This window comes from Flavisolibacter ginsenosidimutans, assembly GCF_007970805.1.
GTDB lineage: Bacteria > Bacteroidota > Bacteroidia > Chitinophagales > Chitinophagaceae > Flavisolibacter > Flavisolibacter ginsenosidimutans.
In genome coordinates this window covers 3,342,530-3,354,876 of sequence record NZ_CP042433.1, presented here as the reverse complement: position 1 = coordinate 3,354,876, position 12,347 = coordinate 3,342,530, and the positions used below count along the sequence as shown (strand labels likewise).

Here is a 12,347-nt window from a genome sequence, read left to right as displayed (position 1 = left end):
GGTTGATTTGAGCGGCCGGCGCTTATTGCTTTCTTGTTCGTTTAAACCAAAACCGCAAACCCATGAGCAGGAGCAAACCCACAAGGGCAATGATGAGCAACTCGTATTTGTCGAAGCTGGTTTGCTGGCCCGGTTTAATCTTTCGGATTGAATCGGTTTGGGCAAAAAGGAAAAGAGAGAGGAATGAAAAGCAGGAAAGCAGCAGGTGTTTCATGCAAAGGAAATTTACCCACGAAAATACTTTATTCTTTGCCGCCAAAACTGTTTACGATGCTTGTTACCAGCGCCGGTTCGTAGCCTTTTTGCAAAAGGTAATCCATCGTTTTTTTCTTGCGCACCAAGTATTGTTCGCCCTTAAGCAAGGCGTATTTTTTTTCGGCCAGTTCATGGAGTGTTTTGCCGTATGCTTCGTCGTCAATTTCTTTCATGGCCCGCTTGATGATGTATTCGCTCACACCTTTTTCTTTCAGGCCGTAATAAATTTTTTTACGGCCCCAATCCTTCATCCGAAACTTTCCGCCGACGAAGGCTTTTGCAAAACGTTCTTCGTTCAGGTAATCGTCTTCAATTAAAGAAGAGATGATGGCATCGTGCTCCGAACGCCACACGCCCAAATCCCAAAGCTTTTGCTGCACCTCGCTGTGGCTGCGTTCCTGGTAAGCGCAGTATTGCCGCAGTTTCATGATGGCTTGCTCCTTTGTGAGATGTTTTTTTTGCATACGATTCCCCTGTCCCCTTTAGGGAGACAGGGGGAATTTATTCTTCCAGCAACTCCTGACACCCGTATTCTTTCTCCAGCAGCGTGTCGTAATAATCGGCTTTTTGAAAGAGGTCGCGAAACATTTCGATGCCGTTTTCTTTCGTCATGTCCAAGTCGTACATGATGCAGGAAAGCACGATGTTTTGCCGCAGGCAACTCAACACAAGTCCATCGAGCTTAAAGTTTTCTTCCAGTAAAAACTGGTAAAGCGGTTTTATCATCGTGGTGTCGGACGGCAATTGGCAGAGATAGGCATCGCCGGCCACGAAATAATTTTCGGGATTGTAATTGATTTTGATTTTGGCGCCGCCTTCTTTCACGCTCCAGTTGTTGTTGCCGTCTCTCGCCAGCTTTACTTCTTTACCCAACTCGCCTAAAATTTCTTCAACGGTTTTGGCTATGCCAACGGGCTTTGATTCTTTCTCCGGCATTTGCGGCAGCTTTACTTCGGTGCCGCAATACGGACAATATTTTGTGGCTTCGATGTTCGATGCAAGCACCAGGTTGTTGCAACTGTGGCAACGCGTAGAAGGCTGTCCCCGGTACGGAAGATAAAGTTGCAGTGCTTCGCGGATGTAACTCACCGGCAAGGCAAAGCCAAGGTTGTCGCCACCTTTGATGATGAAAGAATTGATGCCGATGATTTCACCCTTTTTATTAACCAGCGGTCCGCCACTGTTGCCGGGATTGATGGCTGCGTCAATCTGTATGTATTTGACGCCGTCGCGAACACGGTCCCGCTTTGAAATCACGCCTTGGGTAGCGGTATAGTTCAAACCAAACGGATGGCCGATGGCCACCACCACTTCGCCGTCCTGCACGTCTTCGTAATCGCCCAGTTTCACTTCGGGCAACACCACATCGGCAGGCGGTTGCAAAAAAGCGAGGTCGTGTTTTTTATCGGTGTACCACACCCTTGCAATGCGCTTTTCAAAGAGGCGTCCGGCAATGGTGACTTCGGCGTTTTTGCCGGCCACGTGTTCGTTGGTTACAATGAGATCAAACTCTTTTACGTAAAAGCCGGTGCCGGTACTTCCTTGTGTTGCAATCTGAATAATTGCCGGGCGAAAGAGTTCTATAATCTGTTGGGTTGTCATTGTTTGCTTTCTAAATTAAGGTACTCGACTTCCGTTGTAAAGGTTTGGTTGAAAGCCACCGGGTTTTCGTACTTCAGCTTTTCCACATCAAATTTTAGTTCGGGATATTTTTCTTTCCAGCGGGCAATGACGACATCAACGTATTCTTTAATTTTCTCTTTGTTGTATTCGCCTTTCTCCTTGTCATAAAAAACATCGGTATAACCCAGGGCGATAAAATAGTCCGGGTAATTGATCATCATAAACAGTTGAAACAATTCGGTGACGGGTTTTGGCAAACTGTACGAATACTGACAGTACGAAAAACCGTATTCGCTGATGCGGGCCGCAACATCGGGCATCTTGTGTTCGCGATACCAGCCAATGTTTTGGTTGGCGTTGTAGATGGCGTCCGCAACGGTTTTGTAATTCTGCGGCGTTACAATGGAAAAGGTATGTTTTGAGCGGAAGAGGTAAGGATAAAATTCGGTCTTGTCCTTCGTAGCCAGCTTTTGAAAGCAGTCCATCATCTCACCATTTTTTTCGGTGACGGGGCGGTTGTCTTTGCGGAAATAAATTTCCACGATTTTTTCCAACTCGGCCTGCAGCTTGCCTTCGGGCACAACGAGGTAATCAATGCGGTAAGCAAGCGCCAGCAGCAGGTAAGCAATGCCTCCGGAGTATTTGTCGTTGTCAACGGTGCCGATAAGATTGATCGTCTCTTCAATCCACTGCCTGAAAAATTTGTGCTTGACGGCTTTTTCTTCATCCGGGATTTGCACGATGTGCTCCACGTCAACGGGCAGCAGCGTGGTGAAATCCGCTACCAACAGGTCGTCCTGTTTGTCGGCCTTGGTGGCCAGTTCTTTTAAGCCATAATACAATTTGCTGGGGTTGGCGGTTTCAATATCGCTGTCGAAGAACATGTAAATCTTTCCTTCGTGTAAGGCATAGCGGCTGTAGTACAAACTGAAGTTCATCTCCAGCAGGCGGCGCATCACGGGCACACTGGGTTGTGGCATCTGCGCCAGCGCAATTTCGGCTTCCAGCCTTTCGTTGTTGAAGTAGCCGCGAACGATTTTTGAGCCCTGGTAAAACAGGAACTTGGATTGCCCTGCTTCCTTTACCAGCCGCACGTTGTCCTCGGCTTCGTCGCGCAGGTAATCAAAAAAAGCGGCGATGCTCTCGTCGTATTTTTTTTCTTTGAACAGGCTTTCGGCCTCGTTCCATTTTTCTACTTTGGGTACGGGCTTGTTGTTGTCTGAGTAGCGCCCAAAACGAATGGACGGCTCGTTGCTTCGCCCTTCTTCCTCTCCTTCTTTCTTTTTGGACCAGCTAAAGATTTTTTCCAGCATATTTCATTTTAAACGCAAACATTCGACTTGCAAAAATACGTTCGCGGTTTACAGTTCAACGTTCGCCGTTTAACGTTTGTGGCGTGCATTGCTTTGGCCACGGCAGACCGTGAACGGCGAACATTTGTTGCAAACTTTCAGGGCTAAACATTCCTTCAAAATACGGGCCGCAAGAGGCTCTAAAACGCGAAAGTTAGGAAGGGATTGGCGTTGATAAACAGTCCTAAACTTTGCGGCAAAAATCCTTAGTTTCGCCTCCACTGAAATTGTACGAACATGAAGTTTATCGTTTCCTCTTCCAGCCTGCTGAAACAACTGCAACACATCAACGGCGTCATCAATGCCAACACGGTTCTTCCCATTCTCGAAGATTTTTTATTTGAAATTGAAAAGAACAAGCTGAGCGTGGTGGCCACCGACCTGGAAACCGTGATGCGGGTGCAACTGGACATTGAAGCAAAGGAAGCGGGCAAGGTTTGCATCCCGGCAAAAATCCTGATGGACTCGCTGAAGAACATTCCCGACCAGCCGCTCTCTTTTAATATTGACAAGAACTTCGCCATTGAAATTACGAGCGACAACGGCAAGTACAAGGTTATGGGCGAGAACCCCGACAACTTTCCGAAAGAACCCGCTGCCGACGACACAACTTCGTTTACGATGACCTCATCGGCACTCGTAACCGCCATCAGCAAAACGTTGTTTGCTGTGAGCAACGATGACTTGCGGCCCGCTATGACCGGCGTTTTCTTCGAACTCAACAAAGACTACATTCAATTTGTGGCCACCGATGCGCACCGCCTCGTTCGCTATAAGCGCACCGATGTAAGCTGCCCTAAAAACGATTCTTTCATCGTTCCCAAAAAGCCGCTCAATCTTTTAAAGTCGGCGCTGCCGGTGAACGAAGACGAGATCACCGTAAGCTACAACAGCAATCACTTGTTTGTTAAGCACGGCACCACGCAAATGAGTTGTCGTTTGATAGATGCACGGTTCCCCGATTACAAAGTCGTTATCCCGGCCGATAATCCTTACAAAATGACGGTGGGCAAAGGCGATTTTCAAAGCGCTTTGCGCCGCGTGAGCATCTTCTCCAACAAGAGCACCAATCAAGTGGCGCTCCAGATCAACGGCAGCGAACTGCAACTGGCCGCGCAGGACGTTGACTTTTCGTTTGAAGGAAACGAACGCATGAAATGCCAGTACGACGGTGAAGACATTACCATTGCTTTCAACGCACGTTTTCTGATTGAAATGCTGAACGCCGCCGACAGCGACGAAGTGCGCATGGAACTCTCCACGCCAACAAAAGCCGGATTAATCAAGCCCACGGAGAAAGACGAAGACGAAGATTTGCTGATGCTGGTGATGCCACTGATGTTGAACCAGTAACGGCCTTCCCTAAATCCCTCCGGTAGAGGGACTTTCTAAGCACAGCCCTTGCTTTTCGAAAAGACTTTGAACGCTCAATCATGCCTTTGGTTGAGCGTTTTTCTTTTTAGAAGACGAGCTTTAGTAATTCTGTTCGGCTTCCGTTGCGTCGCACTCTTGTACGTCCAGAACAACGCACGGCAAAGAGAATCTGCGTCCACCAAACAGGCAATGCCACCTTAAGCGGCTTTCCTTCTTTCAGTATATTCACGGTTGACAACCTTTTTTCTTGCTGTATGGAAAACGTGCTTGACTATTTTAAAACACTTGAACAACACCCCGTACAACGCCTGCTGTTTTTGGTAGGCGGCTTGCTTTTCTTCTGGATACTTGAAGGCGCCGTTCCGCTGTTGGAGCCGCATTACAAAAAGAACAAAACCCGCCACGCGGTGGTTAACTTCTCCTTTACGGTCATGCATCTTGTTATTCAAACCGGCATTGCGGTTTTGATCGTGTTGCTGGCCGATTGGTGCCAACGTCAAAACATTGGCCTGGTGCATTGGGTACACGCAAATCTGCTGATGACCATCGTGCTTTCGTTTTTTGTTTATGATCTTTTCATCGGCTGGATGGCGCATTTTGCGTTGCACCAAACCTTTGCGCTGTGGCGCTTTCACACGGTGCACCACGCCGATAACAACGTGGATGCAACAACGGGCCTTCGGCATCACCCGGTGGAAAGCATCATTCGCGGTGTCTTCTTTTTACTGGCAACGGTGGTTGCCGGCGCACCGGTTTACTCGCTGATGATTTACCAAACCATCCTCGTTTTTTTCGTTGCGTTTACACACGCCAACATTAGCCTGCCACACAAAGTTGATAATGCGCTTAGTTACTTCTTTGTGTCGCCCAACATGCACAAGGTTCATCACCACTGGCAGCAACCATATACTGATAGCAATTACGGCGCGGTGCTTTCCATTTGGGATCGTTTGTTTGGTACTTACCGCGAACTGGAACCTTCTCAACTGAAGTACGGCCTCGATAGATATTATCCAAACGAACACGACGAAAATTTTATGCAATTATTGAAGCGGCCATTTGGAAAAATGAAGACCTGAAGACAGAAACCGGAGGCCAGAAGTCAGATATTTTTCTCTTAATTCCGACTTCTTATTTCTGACTTCTGACCTCACCCACTCCTCACTATTTTTGCCCTCATGAAATCTATCGCACTCATTCCCGCACGATACGGAGCCACACGGTTCAAAGGAAAGTTGATGGCCGAATTGAAAGGCAAATCCGTCATCCGGCACACGTACGATGCCACGGTTGCCACGGGTTTGTTTGACGAAGTGATTGTGGCTACGGACAGCGAGATCATCTTCAATGAAATTGTTTCGCATGGAGGCAAAGCGGTAATGACAACCGGTGAACACGAAAGCGGCACCGACCGCATTGCCGAAGCCGCGCAAAACCTGCAAGCCGACGTGATTGTGAACGTGCAGGGCGATACGCCTTTTGTAAAAAAAGAACCGTTGGAAAAATTGCTCGAACAATTTGAGCATCCATCCGTACAAGTAGGTTCGTTAATGCAAGTGTTGAACGATGAAACACTGATAGCCGATCCGAATTATGTGAAGGTTTGCGTGGACAAGCACATGAACGCACTTTTCTTCAGCCGCAGCGTGATTCCTTATCCGCGAAACAAGGCCATTCCCATCACCTATTACGAACACATCGGTGTGTATGCTTTTCGCAAGCAAGCCTTGATTGATTTTACTACCTGGCCTGTTTCGCCGCTGGAAGACGCGGAGAAAGTAGAGTGCCTTCGCTTTCTCGAAAACGGCGTGCCCATGCGCATGGTGGTGACAGATTTTATGGGCGTGGAAATTGACACGCCGGAAGATTTGGCAAGAGCCGAAGAATTATTGTAATCTCTTTTAAAAAGCCCTTTATGCAAGACAAAGTAGAAGTAACAAAAGGAGATATAACCCGGATGAAAGTTGACGCAATTGTAAACGCGGCCAATTCATCGCTGATGGGCGGTGGCGGCGTTGACGGCGCCATTCACCGTGCCGGCGGCCCGGCCATTTTGGAAGAATGCAAAAAGATTGTTGCGCGGCAAGGCGGTTGCAAAACCGGCGAAGCGGTGATCACAACCGCGGGAAATCTGCCCGCAAAATTTGTCATTCATACCGTTGGTCCGGTTTGGAACGGCGGCAATAGAAACGAAAGAATTTTGCTTGCAAATGCTTATCGAAACTCCTTGCAATTAGCGGTTGACAACAATTGTAAAACTGTTGCTTTCCCGGCCATCAGCACTGGCGTTTACGGCTTTCCAAAAGCCGCTGCCGCAACGATTGCCGTGCAAGCGGTGAACGAATTTTTGGCCAACGAAAGAGCGATAGACAAAGTAATTTTTGTTTGCTTCGACGAAGAAAATTTCCGGCTGATTCAATCAGAGGTTCAAAAGATTTCTTCTTAAAATTTTGCCTGCAGGCCCACGCCAATCAACGACTTAATTTGCAGCGCCGGCGAATGTGCGTTCTTTCCAAACAAGCGCACATCATCGTCGTAAATTAAATCAATGTTCCAGGTGGCGGCCAAAAGTTTTGAAAGCTTTACCGAGAACACGTTGGTCATAAACAAGTCTACGTTCTGTGGGTTGTGTTTGTAGTTTGAAAACAGATCAAGGCGTCCGCGATACTGAACGCTCTTGTTAATGTCTTTAATGTAATTGGCGCTGGCAAAGGCTCCGAACTCTTCTGCGCTGTGTTCTCCGGGTTTCACGCCGTACAAACCTTTCGCAGAAAGCGAATCGTTCTTTACAATGATCCAACGGCTGGTAACCGGTGAGATGAAAAAAGAAAAATTCGGTCCGGGCTTGTAATCAACGCCAAGGCTAAGCAGCACGTAAGCCGGCGAAAGAAAGGCCGATGAAAACGTGCGAACGTTAGCGGGATAAGTATAACCTCTTGCCAGTTGCGAACGGAAATTAAAAAGCGCCGAAAGGTTCCAGTGTTTGGCAATTGAATATCCGTATTTCGAAAGAAAGTCGAGCCGGTCGTCGTTTTTTCTTGCGCCAAGACTGGTTGTTTTCAGGTAACCGAAACTGAAGTCAAGCGTGTTGTCCCAACTGTGCCGGTCTTTTTTGTAAAAGCTAAACAGGTTTAAATACGATGTAACCGACAACGAAAACTCATCGCCGCCGGCGGCCCAATTGCTCAAGGAACCCTGCGCCAGGTTAAGGCTGTACAAACCTCCTTTTCGCCAGGTAATGTTGGCCGTATCTTTTTCGTCTTTTTTGATGGTTTTGGCCGATTCGTCTTTGAGTCCTTTTACGGTTTGGTCTTGCGCAAAAGAAAATTGCGCAAAAAGGCAAAACATTATTGCCGGAAGAAAAACTTTCATAAGCGAGGGCTTTGTTACACCTGCAAATCTACGTGCAGAGCTTCGGTTGCTTCGCCAAAAAAGATAGAAGCTTTGGTGTTGAAATCTTGGGCGGAATCGGTGGTGTAAAAATTTAGTTTGCCTTCTTTCGAAATACGGCTTTCTATTTCGGGATGGCGCTGCAGGTAATCGTCGAGGCTGTGCGCTACGATCTCACCTTGCGAAAGAAGCTTCACGTTGTTGGGTAGATACTTTTCAATCTTTTCTTTTAGCAAGGGATAATGCGTGCAAGCAAGCAAGAGGGTATCAATGTTTTTGTTTCGGTCTAAGATGTTGTCAAGATGTTTTTTGACAAAGTAATCGGCGCCTTCGGTTTGATGCTCGTTGTTCTCTACAAGTGGCACCCACATGGGACAAGCTTCCTGTTCAATCTTCACGCCGGGAAAGAATTTTTCAATCTCAATTTGATACGAGCCCGATTGCACCGTGCCGTTTGTTGCCAGTATGCCGATGCTGTTGGTAGTTGTGTGCTTGCCGATGATTTCCGTGGTGGGACGAATGACGCCGAGCACTCTTGCGGTGGGGCTCAATCGTTGCAAATCGTTTTGCTGAATGCTGCGCAAAGCCTTTGCCGACGCGGTGTTGCAGGCAAGAATAATCAGCGGGCAGTTTTGTTTGAGCAACCACTCCACGCATTGAAGTGTATAACGATAAACGGTTTCAAAACTTCGCGTGCCGTAAGGCGAACGGGCATTGTCGCCGAGGTAGAGATAATCGTATTGCGGCAGTTTGTTCACAAATTCACGCAACACCGTAAGCCCGCCGTAGCCCGAATCAAAAACACCGATGGGAGAGTTCAAAGTCGAAAGTTTAAAGTTCAAAGTTAGGCGTGAGGAAGAGATGGTTTTGTTCGCAGGTAAGTTGTATTTTTCGTCATTGTTGATACGCCAACGCACAAAGCGTAGCGGCATACCAACAACGGCGTAAAAAAACAAAAAACCATGAAACAATTTTTTGGGCTTACTTTTTTAATAGCCTCGCTTATTTTTCTTTCTTGTAAAAAAAACCAGCCAATGATTGCCCAGCTTTTATGGGTTATCTATTACCTTATACTTTCTATTTTGTTCTGAAAATAAATGGACAAAGGCTTGCTGACAGCACACTTAATAATCTAAGACTTTACTACCTATCGAACGGCACAAAAAATTATGTGTACGATTTTGGGCGGGCTGGTTCAGACGGTTATAATTTAGGGGCAATGCTCACGAAAGACATCGGCTATAAAAGCGCAGACAACAACATCAAAGACTATTACTTAGAATTTTCAAATGCGGATATTGATACGCTCTTCGTGGACTATAAGCATTATTCCATTTGCGAAGCCGATACTAGCGCTTGTTATTGCTTGTACCCGCGTCTTTCTATAAAATACAACGGGCAAACGGCATCGTACGACCCAGCCATCCCACAACAACAAGTTTATTTATTTAACAAATAATAACGCTTATTACTTGCATTGGCATAACTATGCCAATGCAAGTAATTTATTGCAAGGTCTTCATCAACTCCTTCCAGACTCCCTCCGCCGTCTTCTGTAGCTCTTGTTGGCGTCCGCGCCAACGAGCCATTTTGGTTAAGTTTCATAATCCGTTGGCGAAGACGCCAACGGAAGCAATGAAGTCAACGGTTACTTACTGCTTTCAGTAATTCCTCCCAAACACCCTCCGCTGTCTTCTCCCAACTATACTTTTCCGCAACGATCTTTCCTTTTTCAATCAACAGTTTCCTTCCTACTTCATCTTTGTAAATCCGCATTAAGGCATCGGCTATTTCATCTACGTTCTGCGGGTCAAAAACCATCGCCGTGCCTTCGCTGATTTCTTCCATGGAAGATGCTTTTGAGGTGAGCACCGGCACGCCGCATTTCATCGCTTCCATCACCGGCAAGCCAAAACCTTCAAACAAGGAAGGATAAACAAAAGCATAGGCAGACGCCATTAGCTTAGCGAGTTCGCCTTCTTCTAAATAACCGGTGAGCACCACGTCGTCTTTGTATTTGTAGGTTTTGAGCAAGGACAAAAATTCGTCGTTCTTCCAGGCCAATCTTCCGGCAAGCACCAGCTTCATGGAGCTTTGTAACCGCCGTTTAAAAACAGAAAAGGCTTTGAGAAGATTAATTAAGTTTTTGCGCGGCTGAATGGCGCCGGCGTATAAAAAATATTCAAGCCCGCCGGTGTGCTTTTCTTTTACGGCTGTTTGTTCGTCAAAATATATTGGCGCAAAAATGTCCTTCACGCCGTTGTGCACCACACTGATTTTTTCTTCACTGACTTTGTATTGCTGAACGATGTCCTGCTTCGAAAATTCCGAAACGGTTATCACCCTTTTTGCCTTATTAATAAACTTGGGTGTGTAATGTTTGTAATAACGAAGATGACTGGTTTGATAACTTTCGGGATGATGCAAAAAGCCCAGGTCGTGCACCACCAAAACCTGCGGCACTTTGGTGGTTAATGAACATTGCCCGTCGGGTGAAAGAAAGACATCGGCTTTTACCTTTTTTAAAAGCTGCGGCACCTTCACATCAAACCAGTATTTCCAAAGCAGGGGATGGCGAGCCGGCGGAGATAGAACATGCCCTTGCACGTTGCTTGAAAAAAGATAGCTCTTGTCAAAAGGCCGGTCAAAGAAAAAATGGAATTGGTGTTCGGGATGCTTTGCCGTTAGCGGCTGCAACACTTCTTTGGTAAAATAGCCAAAACCCTCCAGTTTACCCGGCAGCAGAAACCTTGTGTTCACCGCAATAACCATAGCGGCCAAAGGTACATTGCCGACAAACGAAGAAGGACTTTAAAGCCGCTGTTAGTTTCGACAAACGAAAAAGTGTGGAAAATGTTGAGGCGCGTCACCATTCTGTTGACGTTTGGCTACACAATCGAAGAGTAAAACTGTGGAATCATGCGCTTTCTAAGCAGCAAACGTAATTGGTATTGCGTTTGTTTATTCATTACTACGAAACGCTTCACCCTTAACTTTTGAAACTTCTTATAAACGACCTCTTAGGTGGAAGAGGATGGTGGCTTGTAAAAGGGGCCTTGGTTCGGGGCCCCTTTCTTTATAACCACAGATTACACTGATTGGAAAGGATTGTCGGGATTTTTCGGATGCCCTCCGCGAGGCATCTTCTTCTCTCTTCTCTGTGGTTTACAAACTCCAACTCTCGGCTTTCTTTAAATAAGTATCGTCTATCACTGCGCCGAGGCCGGGAACATCCGGAACGTCAATCACGCCTTTGTCCAAATATTTTATTCCGCCAATCACAGGGTCTTCGGTAAACATGAGCGGCGTATCAAAATCGCAATGCACAATGTGGTCGTTGCTCAGGGCCAAATGCGCCGCAGCCGTCATGCCCAGGCGCGATTCCATAAAGCCACCCACCTGCATGTGCATTCCGGCTGCCGCGCCAAGTTCCGCAATCTTTTTCCCTTTGTAAAAACCGCTGCTCTTCCCCAGCTTTATGTTGAACATCTGGCAGGCCTTCAGTTGTATCAAACGCTCGGCATCCCATTCATCGCCGCAACTTTCATCGGCCATGATGGGAATAAGCGAAGACAAGGACACTTTGTTCAACTCCATAAAGCGGTGCCGCGAAATGGGTTCTTCGCAATGCTCAACATTGAATTCACTCAAAGCTTTCAAAACCTCAATGGCATAATCCGGCGTGCGCCATCCCTGGTTGGCGTCAATGCGCAGCGGATGCTCCATGCCAATGCCTTCTCGAATGGCTTTGATGCGTTCAACGTCGTCTTCTTTTTTCCCGCCCAGTTTCACTTTAATGGCCGGAAAACCTTGCGCTTTAAACTTTATGGCGTCGTCTTTCATCTTTTGCGGATCGCCGATGCTTACGGTCATGTCGGTTTCCAAAATTTTGTTTTTTTCACCGCCTAAAAACTTGTACAGCGGCACGCCGCTGTGTTGTGCGGCAATGTCATGCAAGGCAATATCAAAAGCACTTTTAATGCTGCTGTTGGCGTAAATGGTTTTGTCCATCGCTTCGATGCAGCCCGCAATGTCCAGCGCATTTTTCCCTTTAAGCACCTGCGCAAAGTATTGTCCCACGATAAAGCAGGTGTCCACGCTTTCGCCGTTGATAGTCATGTACGGACTGCATTCGCCGTAGCCTGCGCAGCCGTCTGCCGTGCGAAGAATGACAACCACGTTTTGCACGTTGTTGATGGGTCCAAGGGAAATAACAAAAGGTTCTTTCAGCGGAATAAAAAGCTTGTAAATTTCTACGGACTGAATGATGCTGCCTTGCATGATGAATGAATTAATGGTGAAAGAAAGCGGTGCAAAGTAAGGAATGTGAGACGTCAAACGAGAGACGTGAAA

At 46.9% G+C, this 12,347-nt stretch carries 13 protein-coding genes; 5 read left to right on the top strand and 8 right to left on the bottom strand.

The annotated features are described in order from the left end of the window. Window positions 1-22: 22 nt before the first annotated feature. The 4 genes from FSB75_RS14020 to FSB75_RS14005 are packed head-to-tail and all read right to left on the bottom strand — an operon-like array spanning window position 23 to window position 3,191. Window positions 23-214, bottom strand: coding sequence for a hypothetical protein (locus FSB75_RS14020; RefSeq protein ID WP_146788757.1), 192 nt, complete (start codon window positions 212-214; stop codon window positions 23-25). A 28-nt stretch (window positions 215-242) separates the two neighbouring features. Further along, window positions 243-719, bottom strand: coding sequence for a regulatory protein RecX (locus FSB75_RS14015; protein WP_146788755.1), 477 nt, complete (start codon window positions 717-719; stop codon window positions 243-245). A gap of 37 nt (window positions 720-756) precedes the next feature. Continuing rightward, window positions 757-1,857, bottom strand: a complete 1,101-nt coding sequence (locus tag FSB75_RS14010; protein ID WP_146788751.1) for a trypsin-like peptidase domain-containing protein — start codon at window positions 1,855-1,857, stop codon at window positions 757-759. Next, complete coding sequence (locus FSB75_RS14005) at window positions 1,854-3,191, bottom strand: type III secretion system chaperone family protein (protein WP_146788748.1); 1,338 nt, start codon at window positions 3,189-3,191, stop codon at window positions 1,854-1,856. Before FSB75_RS14005 ends, FSB75_RS14010 begins: the two co-directional genes overlap by 4 nt. Before the next feature lie 276 nt (window positions 3,192-3,467). Between FSB75_RS14005 and dnaN the strand changes: the two genes are divergently transcribed. The 4 genes from dnaN to FSB75_RS13985 all read left to right on the top strand — a co-directional run bounded on the left by dnaN (window position 3,468) and on the right by FSB75_RS13985 (window position 7,050). After that, window positions 3,468-4,583, top strand: a complete 1,116-nt coding sequence (gene dnaN, locus FSB75_RS14000) for a DNA polymerase III subunit beta (RefSeq protein ID WP_146788744.1) — start codon at window positions 3,468-3,470, stop codon at window positions 4,581-4,583. Window positions 4,584-4,858: 275 nt separating this feature from the next. Further along, complete coding sequence (locus FSB75_RS13995; RefSeq protein ID WP_146788741.1) at window positions 4,859-5,683, top strand: sterol desaturase family protein; 825 nt, start codon at window positions 4,859-4,861, stop codon at window positions 5,681-5,683. 99 nt (window positions 5,684-5,782) lie between these two features. Continuing rightward, on the top strand, window positions 5,783-6,499 hold the full coding sequence (gene kdsB / locus FSB75_RS13990) for a 3-deoxy-manno-octulosonate cytidylyltransferase (protein ID WP_146788737.1): 717 nt from the start codon (window positions 5,783-5,785) through the stop codon (window positions 6,497-6,499). Between the two features lie 20 nt (window positions 6,500-6,519). Further along, window positions 6,520-7,050 (top strand): O-acetyl-ADP-ribose deacetylase, encoded by a 531-nt coding sequence (locus FSB75_RS13985; protein ID WP_146788734.1) that lies wholly within the window; start codon window positions 6,520-6,522, stop codon window positions 7,048-7,050. Here FSB75_RS13985 and FSB75_RS13980 read toward each other — a convergent pair. Both FSB75_RS13980 and murI read right to left on the bottom strand, forming a co-directional pair. After that, complete coding sequence (locus tag FSB75_RS13980) at window positions 7,047-7,976, bottom strand: DUF3078 domain-containing protein (protein ID WP_146788731.1); 930 nt, start codon at window positions 7,974-7,976, stop codon at window positions 7,047-7,049. The two genes, FSB75_RS13985 and FSB75_RS13980, sit on opposite strands and share 4 nt — an antisense overlap. A 14-nt stretch (window positions 7,977-7,990) precedes the next feature. After that, the gene (gene murI, locus FSB75_RS13975) at window positions 7,991-8,815 is read right to left on the bottom strand and encodes a glutamate racemase (protein WP_227990589.1); all 825 of its coding nucleotides are present in this window, start codon (window positions 8,813-8,815) and stop codon (window positions 7,991-7,993) included. A 398-nt stretch (window positions 8,816-9,213) separates the two neighbouring features. Here murI and FSB75_RS13970 point away from each other — a divergent pair, with 398 nt between their 5' ends. Beyond that, window positions 9,214-9,453, top strand: coding sequence for a hypothetical protein (locus FSB75_RS13970; protein ID WP_146788728.1), 240 nt, complete (start codon window positions 9,214-9,216; stop codon window positions 9,451-9,453). 182 nt (window positions 9,454-9,635) lie between these two features. On the opposite strand, the gene FSB75_RS13965 is transcribed toward FSB75_RS13970, so the two are convergent. Both FSB75_RS13965 and FSB75_RS13960 read right to left on the bottom strand, forming a co-directional pair. After that, entirely contained in the window at window positions 9,636-10,766 is a 1,131-nt protein-coding gene (locus FSB75_RS13965; RefSeq protein ID WP_146788725.1) for a glycosyltransferase family 4 protein, read from the bottom strand. Between the two features lie 393 nt (window positions 10,767-11,159). Then, window positions 11,160-12,332: a mandelate racemase/muconate lactonizing enzyme family protein gene (locus tag FSB75_RS13960; protein ID WP_227990588.1), complete on the bottom strand. Its 1,173-nt coding sequence runs from the start codon at window positions 12,330-12,332 to the stop codon at window positions 11,160-11,162. Between the last annotated feature and the right edge of the window lie 15 nt (window positions 12,333-12,347).

Coding starts and splice junctions, on each gene's coding strand:
- FSB75_RS13970 (WP_146788728.1), top strand. CDS start 9,214: ATGCTCACGAAAGACATCGGCTATAAAAGCGCAGACAACAACATCAAA.
- FSB75_RS13980 (WP_146788731.1), bottom strand. CDS start 7,976: ATGAAAGTTTTTCTTCCGGCAATAATGTTTTGCCTTTTTGCGCAATTT.
- FSB75_RS14020 (WP_146788757.1), bottom strand. CDS start 214: ATGAAACACCTGCTGCTTTCCTGCTTTTCATTCCTCTCTCTTTTCCTT.
- kdsB (WP_146788737.1), top strand. CDS start 5,783: ATGAAATCTATCGCACTCATTCCCGCACGATACGGAGCCACACGGTTC.
- dnaN (WP_146788744.1), top strand. CDS start 3,468: ATGAAGTTTATCGTTTCCTCTTCCAGCCTGCTGAAACAACTGCAACAC.
- FSB75_RS13965 (WP_146788725.1), bottom strand. CDS start 10,766: ATGGTTATTGCGGTGAACACAAGGTTTCTGCTGCCGGGTAAACTGGAG.
- FSB75_RS14010 (WP_146788751.1), bottom strand. CDS start 1,857: ATGACAACCCAACAGATTATAGAACTCTTTCGCCCGGCAATTATTCAG.
- FSB75_RS13985 (WP_146788734.1), top strand. CDS start 6,520: ATGCAAGACAAAGTAGAAGTAACAAAAGGAGATATAACCCGGATGAAA.
- FSB75_RS14015 (WP_146788755.1), bottom strand. CDS start 719: ATGCAAAAAAAACATCTCACAAAGGAGCAAGCCATCATGAAACTGCGG.
- FSB75_RS13995 (WP_146788741.1), top strand. CDS start 4,859: ATGGAAAACGTGCTTGACTATTTTAAAACACTTGAACAACACCCCGTA.
- FSB75_RS14005 (WP_146788748.1), bottom strand. CDS start 3,191: ATGCTGGAAAAAATCTTTAGCTGGTCCAAAAAGAAAGAAGGAGAGGAA.